The 25,104-nt window shown below is 71.7% G+C and carries 22 protein-coding genes; 4 read left to right on the top strand and 18 right to left on the bottom strand.

The window, feature by feature from the left end:
* Window positions 1-59: 59 nt before the first annotated feature.
* The 7 genes from truB to rimP form a co-directional block, all read right to left on the bottom strand.
* A complete protein-coding gene (gene truB, locus ACGF3J_RS35240; protein WP_161331796.1) occupies window positions 60-965 on the bottom strand; it encodes a tRNA pseudouridine(55) synthase TruB in 906 nt (301 codons plus the stop codon).
* Window positions 962-1,435, bottom strand: coding sequence for a 30S ribosome-binding factor RbfA (gene rbfA / locus ACGF3J_RS35235; RefSeq protein ID WP_161331798.1), 474 nt, complete (start codon window positions 1,433-1,435; stop codon window positions 962-964). The genes truB and rbfA overlap by 4 nt, the downstream gene beginning before the upstream one ends.
* A gap of 73 nt (window positions 1,436-1,508) precedes the next feature.
* Window positions 1,509-1,802: a DUF503 domain-containing protein gene (locus tag ACGF3J_RS35230; protein ID WP_064730112.1), complete on the bottom strand. Its 294-nt coding sequence runs from the start codon at window positions 1,800-1,802 to the stop codon at window positions 1,509-1,511.
* A gap of 154 nt (window positions 1,803-1,956) precedes the next feature.
* Window positions 1,957-5,052: a translation initiation factor IF-2 gene (gene infB, locus ACGF3J_RS35225; protein ID WP_393855611.1), complete on the bottom strand. Its 3,096-nt coding sequence runs from the start codon at window positions 5,050-5,052 to the stop codon at window positions 1,957-1,959.
* A gap of 176 nt (window positions 5,053-5,228) precedes the next feature.
* A complete protein-coding gene (locus ACGF3J_RS35220) occupies window positions 5,229-5,510 on the bottom strand; it encodes a YlxR family protein (protein ID WP_125493785.1) in 282 nt (93 codons plus the stop codon).
* A gap of 102 nt (window positions 5,511-5,612) precedes the next feature.
* Entirely contained in the window at window positions 5,613-6,635 is a 1,023-nt protein-coding gene (gene nusA, locus ACGF3J_RS35215; RefSeq protein ID WP_161331259.1) for a transcription termination factor NusA, read from the bottom strand.
* Between the two features lie 2 nt (window positions 6,636-6,637).
* A complete protein-coding gene (rimP, locus tag ACGF3J_RS35210; RefSeq protein WP_161331258.1) occupies window positions 6,638-7,168 on the bottom strand; it encodes a ribosome maturation factor RimP in 531 nt (176 codons plus the stop codon).
* 253 nt (window positions 7,169-7,421) lie between these two features.
* On the opposite strand from rimP, the gene ACGF3J_RS35205 reads away from it, so the two are divergent.
* Genes ACGF3J_RS35205 through ACGF3J_RS35195 form a run of 3 tightly spaced genes read left to right on the top strand, consistent with a single transcriptional unit; the run spans window position 7,422 to window position 9,430 of the window.
* Window positions 7,422-7,985: a hypothetical protein gene (locus ACGF3J_RS35205; protein ID WP_393855610.1), complete on the top strand. Its 564-nt coding sequence runs from the start codon at window positions 7,422-7,424 to the stop codon at window positions 7,983-7,985.
* A 2-nt stretch (window positions 7,986-7,987) separates the two neighbouring features.
* Complete coding sequence (locus ACGF3J_RS35200) at window positions 7,988-8,479, top strand: ferritin-like domain-containing protein (protein ID WP_161331256.1); 492 nt, start codon at window positions 7,988-7,990, stop codon at window positions 8,477-8,479.
* A 39-nt stretch (window positions 8,480-8,518) separates the two neighbouring features.
* Complete coding sequence (locus ACGF3J_RS35195) at window positions 8,519-9,430, top strand: aminoglycoside phosphotransferase family protein (protein WP_161331255.1); 912 nt, start codon at window positions 8,519-8,521, stop codon at window positions 9,428-9,430.
* Between the two features lie 323 nt (window positions 9,431-9,753).
* Here the strand turns inward: ACGF3J_RS35195 and ACGF3J_RS35190 are convergent, their stop codons facing one another.
* From ACGF3J_RS35190 to ACGF3J_RS35160, 7 genes are all read right to left on the bottom strand, one after another.
* Window positions 9,754-11,457, bottom strand: a complete 1,704-nt coding sequence (locus ACGF3J_RS35190) for a proline--tRNA ligase (RefSeq protein WP_161329091.1) — start codon at window positions 11,455-11,457, stop codon at window positions 9,754-9,756.
* A gap of 73 nt (window positions 11,458-11,530) precedes the next feature.
* On the bottom strand, window positions 11,531-12,067 hold the full coding sequence (locus tag ACGF3J_RS35185) for a GNAT family N-acetyltransferase (protein WP_161329090.1): 537 nt from the start codon (window positions 12,065-12,067) through the stop codon (window positions 11,531-11,533).
* Window positions 12,068-12,097: 30 nt separating this feature from the next.
* Window positions 12,098-12,946: a GNAT family N-acetyltransferase gene (locus ACGF3J_RS35180; RefSeq protein WP_161329089.1), complete on the bottom strand. Its 849-nt coding sequence runs from the start codon at window positions 12,944-12,946 to the stop codon at window positions 12,098-12,100.
* 98 nt (window positions 12,947-13,044) lie between these two features.
* Window positions 13,045-14,202 (bottom strand): flavodoxin-dependent (E)-4-hydroxy-3-methylbut-2-enyl-diphosphate synthase, encoded by a 1,158-nt coding sequence (gene ispG, locus ACGF3J_RS35175; protein ID WP_386934002.1) that lies wholly within the window; start codon window positions 14,200-14,202, stop codon window positions 13,045-13,047.
* A gap of 217 nt (window positions 14,203-14,419) precedes the next feature.
* Window positions 14,420-15,712, bottom strand: a complete 1,293-nt coding sequence (locus ACGF3J_RS35170) for an RIP metalloprotease (RefSeq protein WP_202559030.1) — start codon at window positions 15,710-15,712, stop codon at window positions 14,420-14,422.
* Window positions 15,713-15,720: 8 nt separating this feature from the next.
* A complete protein-coding gene (dxr, locus tag ACGF3J_RS35165) occupies window positions 15,721-16,977 on the bottom strand; it encodes a 1-deoxy-D-xylulose-5-phosphate reductoisomerase (protein ID WP_161332372.1) in 1,257 nt (418 codons plus the stop codon).
* 119 nt (window positions 16,978-17,096) lie between these two features.
* Window positions 17,097-19,043 (bottom strand): acyl-CoA dehydrogenase family protein, encoded by a 1,947-nt coding sequence (locus ACGF3J_RS35160; protein ID WP_393855609.1) that lies wholly within the window; start codon window positions 19,041-19,043, stop codon window positions 17,097-17,099.
* Window positions 19,044-19,332: 289 nt separating this feature from the next.
* Here ACGF3J_RS35160 and ACGF3J_RS35155 point away from each other — a divergent pair, with 289 nt between their 5' ends.
* Window positions 19,333-20,346, top strand: coding sequence for a LacI family DNA-binding transcriptional regulator (locus tag ACGF3J_RS35155; RefSeq protein WP_393855608.1), 1,014 nt, complete (start codon window positions 19,333-19,335; stop codon window positions 20,344-20,346).
* A 39-nt stretch (window positions 20,347-20,385) separates the two neighbouring features.
* Here the strand turns inward: ACGF3J_RS35155 and ACGF3J_RS35150 are convergent, their stop codons facing one another.
* The 4 genes from ACGF3J_RS35150 to ACGF3J_RS35135 are packed head-to-tail and all read right to left on the bottom strand — an operon-like array spanning window position 20,386 to window position 25,091.
* Window positions 20,386-21,093, bottom strand: a complete 708-nt coding sequence (locus tag ACGF3J_RS35150) for a hypothetical protein (protein ID WP_161332369.1) — start codon at window positions 21,091-21,093, stop codon at window positions 20,386-20,388.
* 43 nt (window positions 21,094-21,136) lie between these two features.
* Entirely contained in the window at window positions 21,137-23,113 is a 1,977-nt protein-coding gene (locus ACGF3J_RS35145; protein ID WP_393855607.1) for a beta-galactosidase, read from the bottom strand.
* On the bottom strand, window positions 23,113-24,060 hold the full coding sequence (locus tag ACGF3J_RS35140) for a carbohydrate ABC transporter permease (protein ID WP_393855606.1): 948 nt from the start codon (window positions 24,058-24,060) through the stop codon (window positions 23,113-23,115). The genes ACGF3J_RS35145 and ACGF3J_RS35140 overlap by 1 nt, the downstream gene beginning before the upstream one ends.
* Window positions 24,057-25,091: an ABC transporter permease subunit gene (locus tag ACGF3J_RS35135; protein ID WP_161332367.1), complete on the bottom strand. Its 1,035-nt coding sequence runs from the start codon at window positions 25,089-25,091 to the stop codon at window positions 24,057-24,059. Before ACGF3J_RS35135 ends, ACGF3J_RS35140 begins: the two co-directional genes overlap by 4 nt.
* Between the last annotated feature and the right edge of the window lie 13 nt (window positions 25,092-25,104).

Raw genomic sequence — 25,104 nt, 5'->3', positions numbered from 1 at the left:
GGCGACAGTGAAGTCCCCGTGATCGCCGCTCCACGGGCGGATGCCGACGGCGCGTCGGCTCAGCCGAAGACGGCCAGGCTCTTCGCCTTGCCCTTGTGCTCCTCGACGAGCGCGAGGAGTCCGCCCTCGGGCCCGTAGACGGCGACGGCACCGGCGCCCGCGTAGACCTCGGGCATGTCCAGGCGGACCCCGTTGAGGAGCAGCCTGGCCCGTCTGGTGTCGACGTCCCAGCGCGGGAAGGCGGCGCCGGCCGCGTCCGCGACGGGCATGACGGTCAGCTCCTGCTGGAGCTGGTCCAGCGTCCGGGCGGTGTCCAATTTGTAGGGCCCTACCCGGGTGCGGCGCAGCGCGGTGAGGTGGCCGCCGACGCCGAGGCCGGCGCCCAGGTCGCGCGCCAGGGCCCGGATGTAGGTACCGGAGGAGCAGACCACGGACACCACCAGGTCCAGCACCGGGGTGCCGTCCTCGGCGACGGCGTCGCGGACGTCGTACACGGAGAACGAGGAGACGGTGACGGGACGGGCGGGGATCTCGAACTCCTCGCCCTCGCGCGCCCGCTTGTAGGAGCGCACGCCCTTGATCTTGATGGCGCTCACCTTGGACGGCACCTGCATGATCTCGCCGCTCAGTTCGGCGATCCCGGCGTCGATCGCCTCCCGGGTGACCTTCGAGGCGTCGGCGCACCCCGTGATCTCGCCCTCGGCGTCGTCGGTCAGGGTGGTCTGCCCGAGCCGGACGGTGCCCAGGTACTCCTTCTCGGTGAGGGCGAGGTGCCCGAGGAGCTTGGTCGCCCGCTCCACACCGAGGACCAGGACGCCCGTCGCCATCGGGTCGAGCGTGCCGGCGTGCCCGACCCGCCGCGTCCGGGCGATGCCCCGCATCTTGGCGACGACGTCGTGCGAAGTGAAGCCCGACGGCTTGTCGACGATGACAAGGCCGTCGGGCGTGGTGTGCTTCTCGGTCATTTAGCGGTGTCGTCCGTCTCGTCGCCCTCGGCGGCTTCGTCGTCGGCCTCTTCCGGCTTGCGGTAGGGGTCGGCCTCACCGGCGTACGCGGCGCCCGCGGAGGCCTCGCGCACCTTGGCGTCGGACTGGCGCGCCTTGTCGAGGAGGTCCTCGATGTTGCGGGCGGTGTCCGGGAGGGCGTCCATGACGAAGGCCAGGGTCGGTGTGAACTTCACGCCCGCCGCCTTGCCGACCTCGGAGCGCAGGATGCCCTTGGCGCTCTCCAGGCCCGCCGCGGCGGCGTTGCGCTCCTCTTCGTCCCCGTACACCGTGTAGAAGACGGTCGCCTCCCGCAGGTCACCCGTGACCCGGGTGTCCGTGATGGTGACGTGCGAGCCGAGCCGCGGGTCCTTGATCCCGCGCTGCAGCTTCTGGGCCACCACCTCTCGGATGAGGTCCGCCAGCCTTTTCGCCCGCGCGTTGTCGGCCACTGGTCCGTCTCCCGTTCTTTCTTCTCTTCGTGATCTTGCGTGGTCCGGCGTGATCCGGCCCGGTGTCATCCGGTCAGTCGTCGTCGCCGTGGAGGCGCCGTCGTACCGACAGCAGTTCCACCTCGGGCCGGCCTGCCACCAGGCGTTCGCACCGGTCGAGTACGTCGCTGAGGTGGCCGGCGTCGCCGGACACCACGGCCAGGCCGACGACCGCCCGGCGGTGGAGGTTCATGTGCTCCACCTCGGCCGCGCTCACCGCGTACTTCCGCTGGAGTTCGGCGACGATCGGGCGGACCACGGAGCGCTTCTCCTTCAGCGAATGTACGTCGCCGAGGAGGAGGTCGAAGGACAGCGTCCCCACATACATGTATGCAACCGGTTCACCCGCCGGTTCGGGATCGATGGCCCCGCCGTTCACCGGCGGGGACATCAGAACCGTACAACGAACGGCCGGGGCCGATCGACGGATATTGTGCTCCGCCGACCGGCCCCGGGCCGCACCGTCTCGGAAGTCGCGGTGGTTACACCCGCGGCTTCTCGCGCATCTCGTACGTCGCGATGACGTCGTCGACCTTGATGTCGTTGAAGTTTCCGAGGTTGATACCGCCCTCGAAGCCTTCGCGGATCTCGGTGACGTCGTCCTTGAAGCGACGCAGGCCCACGATGTTGAGGCTCTCCGCGATGACCTTGCCATCGCGCAGCAGGCGCGCCTTGGTGTTGCGCTTGACCTCGCCGGAGCGGATGAGAACACCCGCGATGTTGCCCAGCTTGGACGAGCGGAAGACCTCGCGGATCTCCGCCGTACCCAGCTCGACCTCTTCGTACTCCGGCTTGAGCATGCCCTTGAGGGCCGCCTCGATCTCCTCGATCGCCTGGTAGATGACCGAGTAGTACCGGACGTCCACACCCTCGCGCTCGGCCATCTGCGCGGCACGCCCGGCGGCGCGCACGTTGAAGCCGATCACGATGGCGTCGGAGCCCATCGCCAGGTCGATGTCGGACTCCGTGACCGCACCGACGCCGCGGTGCAGGACGCGGATGTCGACCTCTTCGCCGACGTCCAGCTGGAGCAGGGAGGACTCCAGGGCCTCGACGGATCCGGAAGCGTCACCCTTGATGATCAGGTTCAGCTGCTGGACCTCGCCGGCCTTGAGCACCTTGTCCAGGTCCTCCAGCGACACGCGGCGCGTGCGCTTGGCGAACGCGGCGTTCCGCTCGCGGGCGGCACGCTTCTCCGCAATCTGGCGGGCCGTACGGTCCTCCTCGACCACGATGAAGTTGTCGCCGGCGCCCGGGACGTTGGTCAGACCCAGCACCTGGACCGGGGTCGACGGACCCGCCTCGGCGACGTTGTTGCCGTTGTCGTCGAGCATGGCGCGGACGCGGCCGTAGGCGTCGCCCACCACCATCGTGTCGCCGACCCGCAGGGTGCCTCGCTGCACGAGGACCGTCGCCACGGCACCGCGGCCGCGGTCGAGACGGGACTCGATCGAGATGCCCTGCGCGTCCTGGACCGGGTTGGCCCGCAGGTCGAGCGAGGCGTCCGCGGTGAGGACCACGGCCTCCAGCAGGGAGTCGATGTGCAGACCCTGCTTGGCGGAGATGTCGACGAACATGGTGTCGCCGCCGTACTCCTCGGCCACCAGGCCGTACTCGGTCAGCTGACCGCGCACCTTGCTCGGGTCGGCACCCTCGACGTCGATCTTGTTGACCGCGACGACGATCGGGACCTCGGCCGCCTTGGCGTGGTTGAGCGCCTCGACCGTCTGCGGCATGACGCCGTCGTTGGCCGCGACGACCAGGATCGCGATGTCGGTCGACCGGGCACCACGGGCACGCATGGCGGTGAACGCCTCGTGACCCGGGGTGTCGATGAAGGTGATCTTGCGCTCTTCGTCGTTGACCTCGGTCGCGACCTGGTAGGCACCGATGTGCTGGGTGATGCCGCCGGCCTCGCCCGCGATGACGTTCGTCTTGCGGATGGCGTCGAGGAGCCGGGTCTTACCGTGGTCGACGTGACCCATGACGGTCACGACCGGCGGACGGACGACCAGGTCCTCCTCGGAGCCCTCGTCCTCGCCGAACTCCAGGTCGAAGGACTCGAGCAGCTCGCGGTCCTCCTCCTCCGGGCTGACGATCTGAACCGTGTAGTTCATCTCGCCGGCGAGGAGCTGGAGCGTCTCGTCGGAGACGGACTGGGTCGCGGTGACCATCTCGCCGAGGTTCATCATGACCGCGACGAGCGACGCCGGGTTGGCGTTGATCTTCTCCGCGAAGTCGGTGAGCGACGCACCGCGCGACAGGCGAATGGCTTCGCCGTTGCCGCGAGGCAGCATCACGCCGCCGACCGACGGGGCCTGCATGGCCTCGTACTCCTGGCGCCTCTGCCGCTTCGACTTGCGACCGCGACGCGCGGGACCGCCGGGACGGCCGAAGGCGCCCTGCGTGCCACCACGGCCACCGGGACCGCCGGGACGACCGCCGAAGCCGGGACGGCCACCGCCGCCACCGAAGCCACCGCCGCCGGGACGACCGGCGAAACCGCCACCGCCACCGGGACGACCGCCGCCGCCACCGCCACCGGGACGACCGGCGAAGCCGCCGCCGCCACCGGGACGACCGCCGCCGCCGGGACGACCGGCACCGCCGGGACCGCGACCGCCGCCGCCGGGGCCCGGACGCGGGCCGGCAGCGGGACGCTGCGGCATCATGCCGGGGTTCGGACGCGGACCGCCGCCGGGACGGGGACCGCCCTGGCCGCCGCCCTGCGGACGCGGCATCGAGCCGGGGCTCGGACGGTTGCCGCCCGGAGCCTGGGGACGGGGACCGCCGCCCTGGCCGCCGGGGGCCTGCGGGCGCGGGCCTGCGCCGGGGGCACCGGGGCCGCCGGGGCGCGGACCGCCCTGCGGACGGGGTGCCTGCGGGCGCGCCATACCGGCGTTGCCGCCGGAGGTGAAGGGGTTGTTGCCCGGACGCGGACCGCCGGGGCGGCCGCCGGGACGCTGCGCGGGGGCGCCGGGACGCTGGCCACCGGGACGGCCCTGGCCGCCCTGCTGACCACGGTCCTGACCCGGGCCGGACGGACGACCGCCGGGCTTGGGGGCACCGGGACGCGCACCGCCGGGCTTCGGGCCGGCCGGAGCGGGCGTCGAGGCGGCGGGGGCGGCCGGAGCGGCCGGCGGAGCGGTGAACTCCGGCGCGGCGGGAGCCGGACGCGGCGCGGGCTTGGGGCCCGGCGTCGGACGCGGACCCTGGGACGGCGCCGGAGCGGGGGCCGCCGGGGCCTCGGGCTGCTGGGCAGCCGCGGGCTTCGGGGCGGCCGGACGCGGCGCGGCCGGACGATCCCCCGCCTGATCGGCGCGGGAGGGGCCCGCAGCCTGCGCCGGAGACGGCGCGGCGGGCCTGGGGGCGGCCTTCTTCGGGGCGGCGGGGCGACCGGCTGCCCGGCCGTTGCCACCACCCTGCTGGAAGGCGTCTGTCAGCTTGCGTACTACGGGCGCTTCGATGGTCGAAGACGCCGAACGGACGAATTCACCGAGCTCCTGGAGCTTGGCCATGACGACCTTGCTCTCAACGCCGAACTCCTTGGCGAGTTCGTAGACCCGGACCTTAGCCACTTCGCTCCTCTGAGGTCCGGGTTGCGTCCGGACCGTCGCTAGTTCATGGGCGTACTCATCGCGTACTCATCGAGTGCTCATCGCAATCTCGACCTGCTTTCGACTCGCGAGGTACCGGGCCGCGCGGTGGGTTCCGCACGGCTCGTCTTCCTTACCACGTTGCTTACATGCTGCTTTCAGCAACCTTGTGCCTGCTCGACGTAGTGGCGCAACGCCTTTACGTCGAGCGGACCCGGGACGCGGAGCGCCCGCGGGAACGCCTTGCGGCGCACCGCCTGGTCGACACAGACCGGTACGGGGTGTACGTACGCACCCCGGCCGGGCAGCGTACCGCGTGGATCAGGGGTGCAATGACCCTCGTCCGCCACGATGCGCAGCAGCTCGCTCTTGACCGCTCGCTCCCGGCACCCCACGCAGGTGCGCTCAGGGCATGCTCGGGTACGTGTCCGGCCAGACACTCCTAAGTCTACCTCCCCGGGCCGACCTCACCCCTTCGGGGCAAGAATCGAACACGTGCCGCACGCAAAGCTGACGTGATCTCAGCGCCGTGCGGCTTGGATCTATTCCCCTTGCTCGCCCGAGGGCTGCTCGGAGGGCTGTCCGGACGGCTGCTCGGTGTCCGGGCGGATGTCGATGCGCCAGCCGGTCAGCCGGGCCGCGAGGCGGGCGTTCTGGCCCTCCTTGCCGATGGCCAGAGACAGCTGGTAGTCCGGCACGATCACCCGCGCGGAGCGGGCGGCCAGGTCCACGACCTCCACCTTGGAGACGCGGGCCGGGGAGAGCGCGTTCGCCACCATCTCGGCCGGGTCGTCCGACCAGTCGACGATGTCGATCTTCTCGCCGTTCAGCTCCCCCATGACATTGCGCACCCGGCCGCCCATGGGGCCGATGCAGGCGCCCTTGGCGTTCAGGCCCGAGCGGGTGGAGCGGACGGCGATCTTGGTGCGGTGGCCGGCCTCGCGGGCGATCGCGGAGATCTCGACGGACCCGTCGGCGATCTCCGGCACTTCCAGCGCGAAGAGCTTCTTCACCAGGTTGGGGTGGGTGCGGGACAGCGTCACGGAGGGACCGCGCACGCCCTTGGCCACCCGGACCACGTAGGACCGCAGCCGCATGCCGTGCGGGTAGGTCTCGCCGGGCACCTGCTCCTGCACCGGCAGGATGGCCTCCAGCTTGCCGATGTCGACCAGCACGTTCTTCGGGTCGCGGCCCTGCTGGACCACGCCGGTGACGATGTCGCCCTCGCGGCCGGCGTACTCGCCGAGCGTCGCGTCGTCCTCGGCGTCGCGCAGCCGCTGCAGGATGACCTGCTTGGCGGTGGTGGCGGCGATGCGGCCGAAGTCGGACGGGGTGTCGTCGAACTCGCGGGCCGCCTGGCCCTCTTCGAGGTCGTCGGGGTCCTCCTTCGCCCACACGGTCACGTGTCCGGTGTCCCGCTTGAGTTCCACGCGCGCGTGGCGGCGGCTTCCCTCGGTGCGGTGATAGGCGATGAGGAGGGCCGACTCGATCGCTTCGACCAGCAGGTCGAAGGAGATCTCCTTCTCCCGTACCAAGCCCCGCAGGGCGCTCATGTCGATGTCCACGGCTACGCCTCCTCTTCCGTCGTGTCGCTGTTCTGGGTGTGCTCGGTGTTCTTGGTGTCCTTGCGGTTGAACTCGACCTGGACGCGTGCCTTGTCGATGTCACCGAAGGCGAGTCTGCGGGCGGTGGCCTTGCGTCCCTTGACGCCGGGCACCTCGAGGTCGATGCCGTCCTCGTCCACGGCCACGATGCGGGCGACCAGTTCGCCGCCCTCGTGCAGCTGGAAGCGGACCAGCCGGTCCGTGGCGCGCACGTAGTGGCGGTGCTCGGTCAGGGAGCGCTCCGCGCCCGGGGTGCCCACTTCGAGGGTGTACTCCGCGTCGCCCATCGCGTCGCTCTCGTCCAGCTTCGCCGAGAGCACGCGGCTCACATCGGCAATCCGGTCCAGGTCGGCACCGGTGTCGGAGTCGACGACCACTCTGAGCACACGCTTGCGGCCGACCGAGTCCACCGCGATCTCCTCGAGGTCCAGTCCCTGGGAGGCGACGAGCGGCTCGAGCAGCTCTCGCAGCCTCTCGCTCTGGGTGGTGCTCATCCGGGTGACTCCTCGGCCGCGTGTGCTGTTGTGGGATGGGGCGCGTGTCTGGTCAAAGGGTATCGGGTCCCGGGGGGTGTTGCCGTCCACCCCGGCTCGGCGGTGCCGATGACCGGTGCCCGGCCGGGGCCCGGGTACCGTGATCACGGGCCGGCCGCACCGTGGGTCGCCGCCGCGTCGCCGGTCGCTCCGCCCGTCACCGTGTCCGTCGCTTTGCCGCCGCTTCCGTACGAGCCTGTCGAGGACGTCTGCCGTGTCGCTTTCCGCATCGCCGCGCCCGCCGGGGCCGCGCAGAAGGAGTCTGCTCGTGTCGGCTGCCGGGGCCGCCGGGGCCGTCCTGCTCGTCGGGTGCTCCGGCGACCCGGAGTCCGGGGAACCGGCCGCCGAACGGTCCGCGGCCGACGCGGCACGTGCGCGTGCGGGCCGGGACAGCGAGGCGCTGGCCGCGCGGTACGCGGCGGTGATCGCCGCTCATCCCGGGCTGGCGGAGCGGTTGCGTCCGCTGCGGGAGGAGGTGCTGCGGCACGCGAAGGCGTTCGGCGCGAAGGGCACGGGCAGTACGGCCTCGCCGGGGGCGTCGGCGCCGTCGGGGGCCTCGCCTTCGGTGTCCGCGCGGGCCGCCGGGCCGGGGGACGACGTCGGGCGGGTGCCCGCGGACGAGAAGGACGCGGTGGCCCTGCTGGCCGGCGCCGAGCGGAAGCTGGCCGACCGGCGGGCGGAGGCCCTGCTGGATGTCCCGGGTGAGCTGGCGCGGCTGCTGGCCTCGGTGGCGGCGGCCGGGGCGGCGCACGTGTATCTGCTGACGGACGGAGGGTGACGGTGAGCGAGGCGGAGGACCGGGAGCTGGACGCCCTCCAGGCGGCGCTTTCGGCCGAACACGCGGCCGTGTACGGCTACGGGGTCGTCGGCGGGCGGATCGGTGAGGAACGGCGCGGCGAGGCGCGGACCGCGTACGACGCGCACCGGGCTCGGCGGGACGCGCTGGTGCGCGACGTGCGGGGCCTGGGCGGGCGGCCGGTGGCGGCGTCCGCCGGGTACGCGCTGCCCTTCTCCGTGCCGGACGCGGCCGCCGCGGTACGGCTGGCCGGCGAGCTGGAGGAGCGGCTCGCCGGGGTCTACTCCGACCTGGTGCGGGCGGCCGAGGGCGACCGGCGGGCCGCCGCCGCCGGGGCGCTGCGGGAGGCGGCGGTCCGTGCGGCGCGGTGGCGGGGCGGGAGCGTAGCCTTCCCTGGGCTCGCGGAGCGGACCGGCACGTCGTCGGCGCGCACCTCGGCTCCGGATGCCTCGGCTTCGGCCACACCGACTGGGTAACGCGTACGGCTGGACGTACGGGAAGGGAACGGCTCGCGCATGGCTTTCGAAGCGCCGCGGCGGCTGGTCAGGGCGCTCGGCGAGACGGCACCTGGCGGCGACGACTGGCTGGCGGGGCTGCCGGAGGCGGCGGAGCGGGCGGTGGCGCTGCGCGGGCTGAGCGCCGAGCGGGTGCAGGTGCCCGGTGGGCGGAGCAGCCTCGTGGTCCTCGTGCGGGATGCCGACGGGACGCCTGCGGTGCTGAAACTGGCCCCGCGGCGGGCGCGTCCGGAGAGCGAGCGGGCCGCGCTGGCGCACTGGGGTGGGCTGGGGGCGGTGCAGCTGCGCGAGGAGGCCGCTGTCGGGGAGGGCGGCGAGGGGGTGCTGCTGCTGGAGCGGCTGCACCCGGATGTGTCGGTGCGGTCGTTGCCGGAGGCGAAGGCGTTGCTGGAGGCGGCGGGGACGCTGCGGCGGCTGTGGGTCGAGCCGCCGGACGGTCACCCCTTCGAGACGGTGGCCGAGCGGACCGGGCGGCAGGCGGAGGCCATGCGGACGGGTGCGGTGGCGGACCCCGAGGTGGCGCCGCTGGTCGACGCGGCGCTCGGCGCCCGGGAGGAGTTGCTGGCGGGGCCGCCTTCGGCGCGGCTGCTGCACGGGACGTTTCGGCAGAGCAAGGTGCTGGCCGGGGATCGCATGCCCTGGCTGGCGGTGGGGCCGGACCCGGTGGTGGGCGAGACTGCGTTCGATCTGGCGCGGCTGGTGCGGGATCGGGTCGAGGACCTGATCGCGCAGCCCTCGGGGGCCTCGACGACCCGGCGCCGAGTGAAGCGGCTCGCGGAGTCGCTGGAGGTGGATCAGGAACGGCTGCGGGGTTGGACGCTGTTCCGCGCGGTCGAGTCGGGGGTGCGGGCCCGGCGGGTGGGCCGGGAGAAGGACGCGGAGCTGCTGCTGGAGTTCGCGGGCTGGCTTTGAGGTGGGGGGGGGTGCGGGTGCCTGCGGCGGCCTGTGCGGGTTCGGTGGGGGTGCGCGTAGCGCTGTGCGGTGCGTTGTGGGTCGGGGTCGCGCCGGGGGGTGTCCGTCCTCGGAACGGCGCGGAAGCGGTCGGCCACAGAAGTGACGTTCGTTGACGCGCCAACCGCTGCGGGCGCCCCCCCTCGTGACCGCGGGCACATGTGCCGCCTGGGGCGGCACGGGTGGGCGCGGGCGGCACCCGGCAAGCGCCGGACCGCGGCACCCACCCCCGCGCCCGCACCCGCACCGGGTGCCGCCACACGAGGCGGCACCCCCGGCAGGGGTCAGCTGGTGAGGCGGGCGATGGCCTCGTCGACCGTCAGTTCCTCGCGTTCGCCGGTGCGGCGGTCCTTGAGTTCCAGGACGCCCTCGGCCGAGCGGCGGCCCGCGACGAGGATCTGGGGGACGCCGATGAGTTCGGCGTCGGTGAACTTGACGCCCGGGGAGACGCCCGCGCGGTCGTCGACCAGGACGCGTACGCCGGCCGCGGCCAGCTTGTCGGAGACCTCGAGGGCCAGTTCGGTCTGGAGGGCCTTGCCGGCCGCGACGACGTGGACGTCGGCCGGGGCGACCTCCTTGGACCAGACGAGGCCCTTGTCGTCGGCGTGCTGCTCGGCGAGGGCCGCGACGGCGCGGGAGACGCCGATGCCGTAGGAGCCCATCGTGACGCGGGCCGGCTTGCCGTTCTGGCCGAGGACGTCGAGCTTGAGGGCGTCGGCATACTTGCGGCCCAGCTGGAAGATGTGGCCGATCTCGATGGCGCGGTCCAGCTTGAGGCCGGTGCCGCAGTTCGGGCAGGGGTCGCCCTCGCGGACGACCACTACGTCGACGTAGGTGTCGACCTCGAAGTCGCGGCCCGCCACGACGTTCTTGGCGTGGGTGTCGGCCTTGTTGGCGCCCGTGATCCATGCGGTGCCGGGCGCGACGCGGGGGTCGGCGATGTACTTCACCTTGTCGCCCAGGCCCTGCGGGCCCACGTAGCCGCGGACCAGGTCGGGGCGGCCGACGAAGTCCTCCGCGGTGACCAGTTCGACGGCGGCGGGGGCGAAGTGTGCCTCCACCTTGTCCATGTCGACCTCGCGGTCGCCGGGGACGCCCACGGCCACGACCTCGCCGTCCACCTTGACCAGGAGGTTCTTCAGGGTGGCGGAGGCCTCGACGCCGAGGGAGGCGGCCAGGGTCTCGATGGTGGGGGTGTCGGGGGTGGGGATGTCCTCCGCGGCGGGCACGGAGGCCGCGTCCACCGGCTTGAGGGTGTACGTGATCGCTTCCGTGTTGGCGGCGAAGTCGCAGTTCGGGCAGTCGGCGAAGGTGTCCTCGCCGGCCTGCGCGGGAGCCAGGAACTCCTCGGACTTCGAGCCGCCCATCGCGCCCGCGGTGGCCGCGCAGATGCGGTAGTCCAGACCCAGGCGCTCGAAGATGCGCTGGTAGGCGGCGCGGTGCAGGGCGTAGGACTCGGCCAGGCCCTCGTCGGCGACGTCGAAGGAGTAGGAGTCCTTCATCAGGAACTCTCGGCCGCGCAGGATGCCGGCCCGGGGGCGGGCCTCGTCGCGGTACTTGTTCTGGATCTGGTAGAGGATGACCGGCAGGTCCTTGTAGGAGGACGCCTGGTCCTTCACCAGGAGGGTGAAGATCTCCTCGTGGGTCGGGCCGAGGAGGTAGTCGCCGCCCTTGCGGTCTTGGAGGCGGAACAGCTCGGGGCCGTACTCCTCCCAGCGGCCGGTGGCCTCGTACGGCTCGCGCGGCAGCAGGGCGGGGAGCTGGACCTCCTGGGCGCCGATGGCGTCCATCTCCTCGCGGACGATGCGCTCGATGTTGCCGAGGACCTTCTTGCCGAGCGGCAGCCAGCTCCAGAGGCCGGCGGCGGTGCGGCGCACGTAGCCGGCGCGGACCAGCAGCTTGTGGCTGAGGACCTCGGCGTCCGCCGGGTCGTCGCGCAGCGTCTTCGCCATCAACTTCGACATGCGCTGGACCGGTGCGTTGGCCATGGTTCTCGTGTCTCCTGCTGCGTAAGGGTGGTGCTAGGAGGTTAGCCGGGGGGCCGCGCACGGTGGAAATCGGTTATCGGGACGGCCTGCGCAGCGGAAGTGCGGCGCCCATCACCGCGTACGGCTTGGGGGCGCTCGGGAAGAGGACCTGGCGGGCCAGGTCCTGGTAGCCGAGGGAGCGGTAGAGACCGCGGGCCGGGCTCTCGGTGTCGATGGCCGAGAGGATCGAGCGGGGTTCCGTGGCGCTGTCGGTGATCGTGGTGATCAGGGCGCGGCCCGCGCCGCGGTTCTGGTGGGCCGGGTGGACGTGGAGCTCGGTGATGACGAAGGAGTCGTCCAGCCAGGTCTCCGTGCCCTGGGCGCGGAGGTAGGGCTCGACCACGGTGGACCACCAGTGGGTGCGGTCGTTGGGCATGCCGTAGACGAAGCCGACGAGGTCGCCGCCGGCGGTGGCCCCGAGGGCCCGGGCACCCGGGTGGGTCATGTGGCGCAGGACGATCTGGCGGCGGACGGCGACCTCGTCGGGGCCGAGTCCGAACGCCGCGGCTTGGACGGCCAGGGCCTCGTCCACGTGCGCGGAGAGGTCCAGTGGGCCGATCACGAGGTCCATGGCGGGGAGCCTACAGGCCTGCCGCGGGGCTCAGAACAGCACGCTCATGAAGGCGCCGACCTCTTGGAAGCCCACTCGGAGGTACGTCCTTCGTGCCGCGGTGTTGAAGTCGTTGACGTAGAGGCTCGCCACCGGGGCCACGTCCGCGAGGGCGTAGCGGAGGACCGCCGCCATACCCGGTGCCGCCAGGCCCTTGCCGCGGTACTCGGGGGCCACCCACACGCCCTGGATCTGGCAGGCGCGGTCGGTGGCGGCACCGATCTCGGCCTTGAAGACGACCTTGCCGTCCGCGTCGAAACGGGCGAACGAGCGGCCGGAGCCGACCAGTTCGGCGACCCTTGCCTGGTAGAGCAGGCCGCCGTCGCCGGCCAGCGGGGAGATGCCGACCTCCTCGGTGAACATCGCCACACAGGCCGGCATGACCCGGTCCAGCTCGTCCTTGCGTACGCGGCGGACGTAGGGGTCGGGGACGATGTCCCCGGGCATGCGGTCGGTGACCATGAGGGGCTGGCGGGTGCGGACCTCGCGGGCGGGGCCCCAGCCGGGTTCGAGCAGCCGCCACAGCTGGGCGGTCGGGTCGGCCGGGCCGACGATCGAGGAGCAGCGGCGGCCGGCCCGGCGGGCGCGGTCGGCGAAGGCGCGGACGGCGCGTTCGTTGGCGCAGATGGGGACGAGGTTGGCGCCCGCGTAGCACAGGGACGTGAGCATGCCGTGCTCGTACCAGCCCCACATCTCCCCGCCGAGGCGCCACGGGTCGAGTCCGGCGATGTTCACCCGGGCGGCCACGAAGGCGTTCGCGACCGGCTCGCTGTCGAGGATGGCGAGCGCGGCGTCCAGGTCGCTCGGTTCGAGCACGCGGGAGGTGGTCTGCGTCAACACGTGCGGGGGCCTCACCCTGAGATCTGCTGGTCCCCGCACTGTACCTGCCACGCATTTGCCGCGCCGCCCTCCGGGCGACGCGGCCGGAGCGGGGAGGGTCAGCCCGCGATCGAGACGGAGGGTTCGCCGGAGGTCACGCCGTCCTTCTCCATCTGCTCGGCGATCTTCATGGCCTCCTCGATGAGGGTCTCCACGATCTTCGATTCGGGGACGGTCTTGATGACCTCGCCCTTGACGAAGATCTGCCCCTTGCCGTTGCCGGAGGCGACGCCGAGGTCGGCCTCGCGGGCCTCGCCGGGGCCGTTGACGACGCAGCCCATGACGGCGACACGGAGGGGGACCTCCATGCCGGTGAGGCCGGCGGTGACCTCTTCGGCGAGCTTGTAGACGTCGACCTGGGCGCGGCCGCAGGACGGGCAGGAGACGATCTCCAGGCCGCGCTGGCGCAGGTTGAGCGACTCCAGGATCTGGATGCCGACCTTGATCTCCTCGACCGGCGGGGCGGAGAGGGAGACGCGGATGGTGTCGCCGATGCCCTGGGAGAGCAGCGCGCCGAAGGCGACCGCCGACTTGATGGTGCCCTGGAAGGCGGGGCCGGCCTCGGTCACGCCGAGGTGCAGCGGGTAGTCGCACTGGGCGGCGAGCTGGCGGTAGGCCTCGACCATCACGACCGGGTCGTTGTGCTTCACCGAGATCTTGATGTCCCGGAAGTCGTGCTCCTCGAAGAGCGACGCCTCCCACAGCGCGGACTCGGCGAGCGCCTCGGGGGTCGCCTTGCCGTACTTCTGGAGCAGACGGCGGTCCAGGGAGCCCGCGTTCACGCCGATGCGGATCGGGGTGCCGTGGTCCTTCGCCGCCTTGGCGATCTCCTTGACCTTGTCGTCGAACTGCTTGATGTTGCCCGGGTTGACGCGGACCGCCGCGCAGCCCGCCTCGATCGCGGCGAACACGTACTTGGGCTGGAAGTGGATGTCGGCGATCACCGGGATCTGCGACTTCCGCGCGATCACCGAGAGGGCGTCCGCGTCGTCCTGGGTGGGGCAGGCCACCCGGACGATCTGGCAGCCGGACGCGGTCAGCTCGGCGATCTGCTGGAGCGTCGCACCGATGTCCGACGTACGGGTCGTGGTCATGGACTGCACCGACACGGGGGCGTCGCCGCCCACCGCCACGGCGCCGACCTGGATCTGCCGGCTCTTGCGGCGCTCCGCGAGCCTGGTCGGAACGTCCGGCATGCCGAGAGAAATCGCAGTCATCTGCTGTGCAACCCCAAGTCGTGGATCAAGGTCCGGCCCCGTTCTGCGGCGGGCTCCGGCATTCGAGATTACGGCACGCACATGAACGCCGGGGACACGGTGCGCGCGAGATGCACCCTTTGGCGTCCATCTGCCCGACGAACGGAGTGAAGCCCGACCCGGAGGGACAGGCTCTCCGGATCGGGCTTCTCATCGGATCGTTCGGATTGTGCCGATATCAGGAGATCCGTACGGGATTGACGACGTCCGCCACCAGTACCAGCAGCGTGAAGCAGACGAAGATGCCCGCCACCACGTAGGCCACCGGCATCAGCTTGGCGACGTCGAAGGGGCCCGGGTCGGGCCTGCGCAGCACCTTGGCCGCGGCCCGGCGCAGCGACTCCCACAAGGCGCCCGCGATGTGGCCGCCGTCGAGTGGCAGCAGCGGGAGCATGTTGAAGAGGAACAGGGAGAGGTTGAAGCCGGCCACCAGCATGACGAACATGGCGAGCTGCTGGGTGGGCGGGATGTCCAGGGTGGCGATCTCACCGCCGACCCGGGCGGCGCCCACCACGCCCATCGGGGAGTCGGCCTCGCGGGGTCCGTCCCCGAAGGCGGCGTCCCACAGGGCGGGGATCTTGGCGGGCAGGGCGGCCAGGGAGTCGACGGCGTCGCCGATCCGGTCGCCCATCCAGGTCACGGACTGGCCGAAGTCCTGCTTCACCACGCCGGTGGCGGCGCTGAAGCCGAGGAAGCCGGCGGTGACGTACTCGCCCTCGACGATCTGGCCGTTCGCGTCCTTCTTGGCGACCTGGTTGGTGGCGATGGTCGCGTTCAGGGTGACCTCCTCACCCTTGCGCTCGACGACGACCGGCACCTGCTCGCCGGGGTTGGCGCGGATCAGGTTGGACAGCTTGTCCCAGTCGTCGGTCCGTACGCCGTCGAAGGAGAGGATCTTGTCGCCGGCCCGCAGGCCCGCCGCGGCGGCCGGGGAGGCGGGGTCGGACTTGGTGCAGTCGTCGCGGTTCTCCGTCTGTGAGATGACGCACTGGGAGACGGAGCTGACGGTGGTGGTCTGCTGCGAGATGCCGAAGCCCATCAGGACGGTGAGGAACAGCACCACCGCCAGGATGAGGTTCATGAACGGGCCCGCGAACATCACGATGACCCGTTTCCACGGCTTGCGCGTGTAGAACAGGCGCTTGTCGTCGCCGGGCTGGAGCTCCTCGAAGGCGGCCGAGCGCGCGTCCTCGATCATCCCGCGCCAGGGCGAGGTGGAGCGGGCCTCCATGCGGCCGTCGGGGCCGGGCGGGAACATGCCGATCATGCGGATGTAGCCGCCGAACGGGATGGCCTTGACGCCGTACTCGGTCTCGCCCTTCTTCCGTGAGAAGAGCGTCGGTCCGAAGCCGACCATGTACTGCGGCACCCGGATGCCGAAGAGCTTGGCCGTGGAGAGGTGGCCCAGTTCGTGCCAGGCGATGGAGAACAGCAGGCCGACGGCGAAGAGGACTATGCCGAGGATGAACATCAGGGTCGTCATGCACGGGCCTCCGCCGTCTGTGCCGCCAGTTGCCGGGCCCGGGCGCGTGCCCAGGTCTCCGCTTCGAGGACGTCCGCGACGGTGAGCGAGGTTCCCGTACGAGGGGTGCCGTGCTCCTCGACCACCCGCGTGACGGTCTCCATGATCCCGAGGAACGGCAGCGCGCCGGAGCGGAACGCCTCGACGCACTCCTCGTTGGCGGCATTGAACACCGCCGGGGCCGTGCCCGCGAGCTGTCCGACGTGCCGGGCCAGGTTCACCGAGGGGAAGGCCTCGTTGTCCAGCGGGAAGAACTCCCAGGTGGAGGCCTTGCTCCAGTCGAAGCTGGGGGCGGCGTCGGGGACGCGTTCGGGCCAGCCGAGGCCGATGGCGATGGGCCCGCCCATGTCGGGGGGCGTCGCCTGGGCCAGGGTCGATCCGTCCGTGAACTCAACCATCGAGTGGACATACGACTGCGGGTGCACGACCACCTCAATGCGGTCGAAGGGAATGTCGTAGAGGAGGTGTGCCTCGATCACCTCCAGGCCCTTGTTGACCAGGGTGGCGGAGTTGATCGTGATCACCGGGCCCATCGCCCAGGTGGGGTGGGCGAGGGCGTCCTCGACGGTGACGCGGGCCAGCTGGTCCCTGGTCCGGCCCCGGAACGGGCCGCCGGACGCGGTGACAACGAGCTTGCGCACGTCGGCGCGGGTGCCGGCGGCCAGGGCCTGGAAGAGGGCGGCGTGCTCGGAGTCGACCGGGATGATCTGCCCCGGCTTGGCGAGGGCCTTGACCAGCGGGCCGCCGACGATGAGCGATTCCTTGTTGGCCAGCGCGAGGGTGTGGCCGGCCTCCAGGGCGGCGAGGGTCGGAGCGAGTCCGATGGAGCCGGTGATGCCGTTGAGGACGGTGTGGCAGTCGGAGGCGGCCAGCCGGGTCGCCGCGTCCGGTCCCGCGAGGATCTCGGGGAGCGGCTCCCGGCCGTCGTACCGGGCGCCCAGTGCCTCGCGCAGCGCGGGGACGACGTCCTCGCGGGCGACGGCGACGGTCCGCGGCCTCAGCCGGTGCGCCTGCTCGGCGAGGAGGCCGACCCGGCCGCCGTTGGCGGACAGGCCGGTGACCCGGAAACGGTCCGGGTTGCGCAGCACGAGGTCGATGGCCTGGGTCCCGATCGACCCGGTGGACCCGAGGATCACCACGTCCTTCGGGCCGTCGCCCGCCACCGGGTCGTAGACGAGGTGGGGGTCGGCGAGTGGGGCTGGACTGTCGCTCATCCCTCCATTGTGGCCGCAACGGCCCTCCGGGAGGACAGCGCGTCCCTCGCACGGGTGTCGCGGGGAGGGCGTGCGGGGCAGCGGTCCCGGCCACGGGGCCGGGACCGCGGCTGCTTCGCTCAGGGGATGGGGCGGTGGACGTTCTCCCGCTGGGAGGCTCCCGGGGTCGCGTCCGCGATCCAGGGGCCGTCGCCCGACGGGTCGACGATGCCCTGTTCGAGCCACTCGTACGCGCCGCCCAGCACGCCCTTGACCACCTTGCGGTCCAGGTCGTCGGTGTTGGTCCAGAGGCGGCCGAAGAGTTCCTCGACGCGGATCCGGGACTGGCGGCAGAAGGCGTCGGCCAACTGGTATGCCTCGCGGCCGTGGTCGCCGGTGGCGCGCAGGTGTTCGGCGCGGACACAGGCGGCGCTCATCGCGAACAGCTCCGCGCCGATGTCGACGATCCGGCCCAGGAAGCCCTGCTTGGTCTCCATCCGGCCCTGCCAGCGGGACATGGCGTAGAAGGTGGAGCGGGCCAGTTTGCGGGCGGTGCGTTCGACGTAGCGCAGGTGGGCGGCGAGGTCGGGGTGGGCGGAGGGGTGGAAGTCGGCGTAGGAGCGTGGGAGTTGGCCCGGTCCGGCGACGAGCTTGGGCAGCCACTTGGCGTAGAAGGCGCCGGCCTGCGCGCCCGCCTTCGCCTTGTCGGCCAGCGTCTTGTCGGGGTCGATCAGGTCGCCCGCGACCGAGAGGTGGGCGTCGACGGCCTCCCGCGCGATCAGCAGGTGCATGATCTCGGTGGAGCCCTCGAAGATGCGGTTGATGCGCAGGTCGCGCAGGATCTGCTCGGCGGGCACGGCCCGCTCGCCCCGCGCCTCCAGGGAGGCCGCGGTCTCGAAGCCGCGGCCGCCGCGAATCTGGACCAGTTCGTCGGCCATCAGACAGGCCATCTCGGAGCCGTAGAGCTTGGCGAGCGCGGCCTCGATGCGGATGTCGTTGCGGTCCTCGTCGGCCATCTGGGAGGAGAGGTCGAGGACCGCCTCCAGGGCGAAGGTGGTGGCCGCGATGAACGAGATCTTCGAGCCGACCGCCTCGTGCAGCGCGACCGGCTTGCCCCACTGCTCGCGCACCGCCGACCACTCGCGGGCGATCTTCAGGCACCACTTGCCGGCGCCGACGCACATGGCGGGCAGCGAGAGGCGGCCGGTGTTGAGGGTGGTGAGGGCGATCTTGAGGCCGGCGCCCTCGGGGCCGATGCGGTTGGCGGCGGGGACGCGCACCCGGTGGAAGCGGGTGACGCCGTTCTCCAGGCCGCGCAGGCCCATGAAGGCGTTGCGGTTCTCGACCGTGACGCCCTCGGAGGCGGCCTCCACGACGAAGGCGGTGATGCCGCCCTTGTGGCCCTCGGACTTCGGGACACGGGCCATCACGACGAGCAGGTCGGCGACGACGCCGTTGGTCGTCCACAGCTTGACGCCGTCGAGGACGTAGTCGTCGCCGTCGGGGACGGCGGTGGTGGCGAGCCGGGCCGGGTCGGAGCCGACGTCCGGCTCGGTCAGCAGGAACGCCGAGATGTCGGTGCGGGCGCAGCGCGGCAGGAACGTGTCCTTCTGCTCCTGGGTGCCGAACATCTTCAGCGGCTGGGGCACGCCGATCGACTGGTGGGCGGAGAGCAGCGCGCCGATCGCCGGGTTCGCGGATCCCACCAGGGCGAGGGCCTTGTTGTAGTAGACCTGGGTCAGGCCGAGACCGCCGTACTTGGTGTCGATCTTCATGCCGAAGGCGCCCAGCTCCTTCAGCCCCGTGATCACCTGGTCCGGGATACGCGCGTCGCGCTCGATCACCGACCCGTCGATCTTCGTCTCGCAGAAGTCGCGCAGCTTGGCGAGGAACTCCTCGCCGCGCTGGACGTCGTCGTCGGCCGGCAACGGATGGGGGTGGATGAGGTCGAGGCGGAAGCGGCCGAGGAACAGCTCCTTGGCGAAGCTGGGCTTGCGCCAGTCCTGTTCGCGGGCCGCCTCGGCGACCTGGCGGGCCTCACGCTCGGTGACCGTGGGCCGGGAGGAGGGGGTGGTTGCTGCGGACATGAGGCTCACCTCAACGATTCGTCCTGCGCGAACTTGCGGACGTACGTTACTAGTCGGTGCTACCCGATCGTATGTACCCGATACCGGGCGCCCCCACCACCCTTCGTGCGGCCGTTCGGCCGATGCCGCGGCGGGAGGTCCGGAGCGGAGAAGCGGAGGAGAACGCTGTCGAAGCGCTTCGACGGACTATGGACACCCGCCCGCCCCGGGGCTACTGTCGAACCACCCTCATCTGCCCTGCATCAACCCCGCGCGCTGTCGAAGCGCTTCACAACGCTTGGAGAGCTGGATGGTCACCCTCGCCGAGGTCGCCCAGCACGCCGGAGTCTCCGCGAGCACGGTGAGCTATGTCCTCAGCGGCAAGCGGTCCATCTCCACCACCACCCGGCAGCGGGTCGAGGAGAGCATCCGCACGCTCGGCTACCACCCGAACGCCGGCGCCCGCGCCCTGGCCAGCAGCAGGTCGAACATCATCGCCCTCATGATCCCACTGCGCAGGGACATGTACGTGCCGGTGATGATGGAGATCGCCCTCGCCGTCGCGACGACCGCGCGCACCCACGGGTACGACGTCCTGCTGCTCACCGGCGAGGAGGGCCCCGACGCGGTACGCCGCGTCACGGGCAGCGGGCTGGCCGACGCGATGATCGTGATGGACGTCGAGCTGGACGACGAACGGCTCCCCCTGCTGCGGGGCACCGACCGGCCGTCGGTGCTGATCGGTCTGCCGGCCGACACCGACGGGCTGACCTGCGTCGACCTCGACTTCCGGGCGACCGGCGCGCTGTGCGTGGAGCATCTGGCGGGGCTGGGCCACCGCGACATCGCCGTCATCGGCGAGGCCCCCGCGGTCTACGAACGGCACACCGGCTTCGCCGAACGCACCCTCGACGGTCTGCGCGGCGGGGCCCGGGAGCTGGGCCTGCGGCTGCTGCACCGGCCCTGCGAGGGCGGGTACGACGCGATGGCCGCGACCCTCGCCCGGGTCTTCGACGAGCGTCCGGACACCACGGGCTTCGTCGTCCAGAACGAGTCGGCCGTCGAGCCGCTGCTCTCGTTGCTGCGCCGGCAGGGCCGGGCCGTCCCCGAGGACGTGTCGGTGGTCGCGGTCTGCCCGGAACAGGTCGCCACCCACGCCTCGGTACGGCTCACCTCGGTCGCCCTGCCCGCGCAGGAGATGGGCCGGCAGGCCGTGGAGCAGCTCATCGCCAAGCTCGACGGACGCGGGAGCGACGAGGTCGTGCTGCTCGCGCCGGAGCTGACCGTCCGGGCCAGCTCCGGACCGGCGCCCGCGCGGTCGTGAGCGCGGGGCCGGCCCCCGGGGCGGGGTGCGTGCGGCGGGTCAGCCGCCGCTGACCGTCAGGTTGTTGGTGGTGAAGTCGAGGCCGCCGGCGGACGAGGTGATCTCGTAGCCGAACTGCACGTCACCGATGGTCTCGTCGCCCATCCAGCCCTTGGTGTCCTTGATCCACTTCAGGATCGGCAGGATGTCGACCGTGCCGGAGGTGGAGTCCGAGGTGCGCAGGAAAGAGAAGACCTCGTTGGCGCCGTTGCTGCCCTTGTAGACGTTCCAGGAGTGGCCGCCGAGGGTGACGGAACCCTGCGGGCTGCCGAGCGGGCCGACGGCTCCGTGGTGGTTGACCCAGAGCATGATCTCGTAGTCGTAGTCCGTGTCCCAGATGTCGTACGACGTGTTGTACGCGCCGGACGACGGGACCGTGACGTCGTAGCTGCTGCGGAGCGAGCCGAGGGAGCCGACCGGCTTGTTGATCACCTTCTTGGCGTTCGGGTAGGACTTGATGCCGCCCGTGTTCGGGTGGTCGGCCCAGGTGCCCCAGTTGGTGCCGGAGTTGGCCCAGACGCACTGGGCGCCCGCACCGGAGCCCCAGATGTTGTTGTAGAGGATGTAGCCGTCCAGGGTGGTGTTGCCCCACTGGTCGCACGAGTTCCAGACGGCGGCCTGGGCGGGGGCGGAGGCCAGACCGAGGGTGGCGCCCAGGGCGAGGGCCGGGGCGAGGAGGGCTTTCAGCGTGCGGGTGCGTGGTGCCATGGGGTTCCTTCCATGGGTGGGGGGCCGTGCACGGACGTCGCGCTCATGGGGCGGGCTCGGTGAGGACGGCCGCGCCGTGGCGGCCGAGGGTGACGCGGTCGGTGACGGTGGCGTCGGTCAGCAGGTCGCGGTGGGTGCCGGGGACGGCGACGGTGACGGGGTCGCGGCCGTGGTGGAGGAGGAAGAGCAGGCCGCCGCGGCGTACCGCCTCGACGTCGGCCGGGAGTCCGTCGAGGGCCGGGCGGACGCCGGCGTCGGCGGCGATCCGGGCGAGCAGGTCGCGCAGGGCGTCCGGTTCGGGGAGGGTCGAGAGGTACCAGGCACCGCCCTTGCGCAGGACGGCCGGACGTCCGTTCAGCTCGCCGCCCCGATACGGGATCACCTCGTCGGCGGTGGCGTCCGGTTCGATCTCCTCCGACCACAGGACGCCGCGGAAGCCGTCGCAGTCGGCGCGCTCGTCCTCCTCCAGGGGCCACCACTCGTGCAGGGTGCGGATGCCGAACAGCTCGCGGAGCCGGCCGTCCATGCCGCCGGGTCTGATCCGGTCGTCCTGGTCGGCGACGCCGGTGAGGAAGCCGCAGACGAGGGTGGCGCCGCGGCGGACGTGGGCGAGGAGGTTGTCGACCGCGGTGTCGGTGAGCGCGTACAGCTGCGGGACGAGGACCACCTGGTACGGGGTCAGGTCGTGGTCGGGGTGGGCGAAGTCCGCGGTGAGGTGGGCCCGCCACAGCGCGCGGTGCCAGGCGCGCAGAACATCGGCGTGGTCGACGCGGGCGGAGGGGCGGGCCTCCTGGTCGGAGGCCCACCAGGAGTGCCAGTCGTGCAGGACGGCGATGCCGGCGGTGACGCGGGTGCCGGCGGCGTGCGGGCCGAGCTTCGCGAGGTCGGCGCCCAGCCGCACGACCTCCTCGTAGGTGCGGCCACGCGGGCCCGCGTGGGAGACCATCCCGGAGTGGAACTTCTCGGCGCCCTGTCTCGACTGGCGCCACTGGAAGTAGCAGACGGCGTCCGCGCCCCGGGCCACGGCCTGCAGGGACCACAGGCGGTTCAGGCCGCGGGGCTTGGGGTGGTTCACGCCGCGCCAGTTGACCGGTCCGGCCGCCTGTTCCATGAGCATCCACGGGCCGCGTGCCTGGGAGCGGGTCAGGTCCTGGACGAGGGCGCCCTCCTGCGCGCCGTACGGGTCGCGCGGGTCGGGGTAGAGGTCGACGGAGACGACGTCCTCCTCCTCGGCCCAGCGCCAGGCGTCCTGGCCGGACCAGAGCGGCATGAAGTTGGTGGTGACCGGGAGGTGCGGGGTGTGGCGGCGGACGATGTCGCGCTCGGCGACGAAGCACTCCAGGAGCATGTCGGAGGTGAACCGCCGGAAGTCCAGGACCTGTGCGGGGTTCCTCAGGTAGTGGGTGCGGCGGGGCGGCCCGACCTCGGCCCAGTCGCTGTAGCCCTGGCTCCAGAAGGCGGTTCCCCAGGCGGTGTTGAGGGCGTCGAGGGTGGTGTACCGGTCCTGCAGCCAGCGGCGGAACCGGGTGGCCGCGCGGTCGCCGTGGTCGTATGTGCAGTACTCGTTGTTGATGTGCCACATGGTGAGGGCGGGATGGCTCGCGTAGCGCGCGGCCAGGGCCTCGGTGATGGCGGCGGCGTGCCGTCGGTAGGTGGCGCTGGAGTGCGAGAAGTGCTGCCGGCCGCCCCACCACTCGGTGCGGCCGTCCCCGTCGCGGGGCAGGGTGTCGGGGTGCAGGTGGCCGAGCCAGGGCGGGGGCGAGGCGGTGGGGGTGGCGAGGACGACGCCGACGCCGCCCGCGTGCAGCAGGTCCATGACCCGGTCCAGCCAGGCGAAGTCGTGCACGCCGGGCCGGGGTTCGAGCCGCGCCCAGGAGAAGACGCCGACGGTGACGGTGTTGACGCCCGCGGCCCTCATCAGGCGGACGTCCTCGGGCCAGGTCTCCTCCGGCCACTGCTCGGGGTTGTAGTCACCGCCGTAGAGGATGCGGTGCCGGGTCACGTCCGCGAGGTCCGGCATCAGCCCTTCACCGCCCCCGTGAGCATGCCCTTCCTGAAGTGGCGCTGGACGAACGGGGACAGGACGGCGACCGGCAGCAGGGCCATGACCATCACGGCCATCTGCACGGCGAGGCCGGAGAGCTCACCGGTCTTGATGGCCTGGCCGAGGCCGACCGGCGCCTCCTGCTTCTGGACCAGCTGGATCATGACGTTCTGGAGGGGCAGCATGTCCTGGTCGTTCAGGTACAGGGAGGCGTTGAACCAGGCGCTCCAGTAGCCGACCGCGTAGAACAGCGTGATCACCGCGACGACCGCGCGGGACAGCGGCAGCACGATCCGCCACAGGATGCGCAGGTCGCCCGCGCCGTCGATGCGGGCGCTGTCGATCAGTTCCGGGGAGATGCCCATGAAGAAGCCGCGCAGCACCAGGATGTTGAAGACGCTGATGGCGCTGGGCAGGATCAGGGCGAGGTAGCTGTCCATCAGGCCGAGGGACTGCACCAGCAGGTAGGTGGGGATGAGGCCGGCGCTGAAGAACATCGTGGCCAGCAGCAGCATCAGGATCCAGCGGTGGCCGAGGGAGCCGCTGCGGGAGAGTCCGTAGGCGCACAGCACGGACACCGCCATGGAGAACAGGGTGCCGACGAGCGTGACGCCGACGCTGACCGTCGCCGCGCGGGTGACCTGACCGCCGCTGAGCAGTTCCTGGTAGGCGACGAACGTGACGTCCTTGGGGATCATCACCAGGCCCCCGGCCTCGTCGATGGTCTCGCGCGAGGAGAGGCTGGTGACCACGACGATCCACAGCGGGAACAGGATGCCGAGGCAGGCCAGGGCGAGGACCAGGCCCTTGCCGGCCACCCCGGCCGGGCCGGGCTTCTCCTCCCACGCCGGCCGGGGCGGCGCGGCCCACCGACCGGGTCCTCGTACGGGACGCCCGGCGGGCTTGTCGACGACGGCGGTCACTTCTTGTACACCCCCTGCTCGCCCATGAGATGGGCCACCTTGTTCGCGGCCAGGACCAGGCCGAGGCTGATGACGCCCTTGATCAGGCCGGCCGCGGCGGCGTAGCCGAAGTCCTGGTTGCGTACGCCGTTCCACCACACGAAGGTGTCCAGGACCTCGGCGGCGCCGGGACCGACGGCGTCGCGTTGCAGCAGGATCTGCTCGAAGCCGACGGTGAGGGCGTCACCGACCCGCAGCACCAGCAGCAGCGCGATGACCGGGCGCAGCGCGGGCAGCGTGACGTGCCACATGCGGCGCCACCGGCTCGCGCCGTCCATCGCCGCGGCCTCGTAGAGGTCGGGGCTGACGGATGCCAGCGCGGCGAGGAAGACGATGATCCCCCAGCCGGCGTCCTTCCACACGCTCTCCGCGGTGAGCAGGAAGGGGAAGGTGCCCGGGTCGGTCATGATCGACAGACCGTCGTGCCCGTGCTCCCGCAACAGCTGCGAGAAGATCCCGGCCCCGCCGAAGAGCTGCTGGAAGACGGCGACGACCAGCACCCAGGAGAAGAAGTGCGGCAGGTACAGGATGGCCTGCGCGACGGCCCGCACCCGCGGCCTGACCACGCTGTTGATGAGCAGCGCGAGCGCGATGGGGACGGGGAAGAACAGCACCAGCTGGAGGATGAAGAGCACCAGCGTGTTCTGTACGGCGTTCCAGAAGGCCGAGTCCTCGAAGATGCGGTGGAAGTTGTCCAGCCCCACCCAGGGGCTGTTCATGATGGAGACGATGCCGTTGTCGCTGATGTACGGGTCGTACTCCTGGAAGGCGACGACGTTGCCGAGGATCGGCACGTAGTTGAAGAGCAGCACCAGCAGAACGGCCGGCAGTGTCATCAGCAGCAGGACGCGGTCGCGTCTGAACCGCAGTCGCGGGCTCAGCCTGCCCGCGGGCGGTCTCCTCCTGCCCCGCGCGGTGGCGTCGCCGGACGCCACCGGGGTCTTCGTCTCTTCGGCCTCGGCCCTGCTCCGAGGCACCGTGCTGTGCGACACGGCCCTACTCCTT

Origin of the sequence: Streptomyces sp. NPDC048171 (assembly GCF_043202655.1) — a bacterium.
GTDB lineage: Bacteria > Actinomycetota > Actinomycetes > Streptomycetales > Streptomycetaceae > Streptomyces.
Note: the sequence above shows the minus strand (reverse complement) of the source record. Positions and strands in the feature narration are given on the sequence as shown.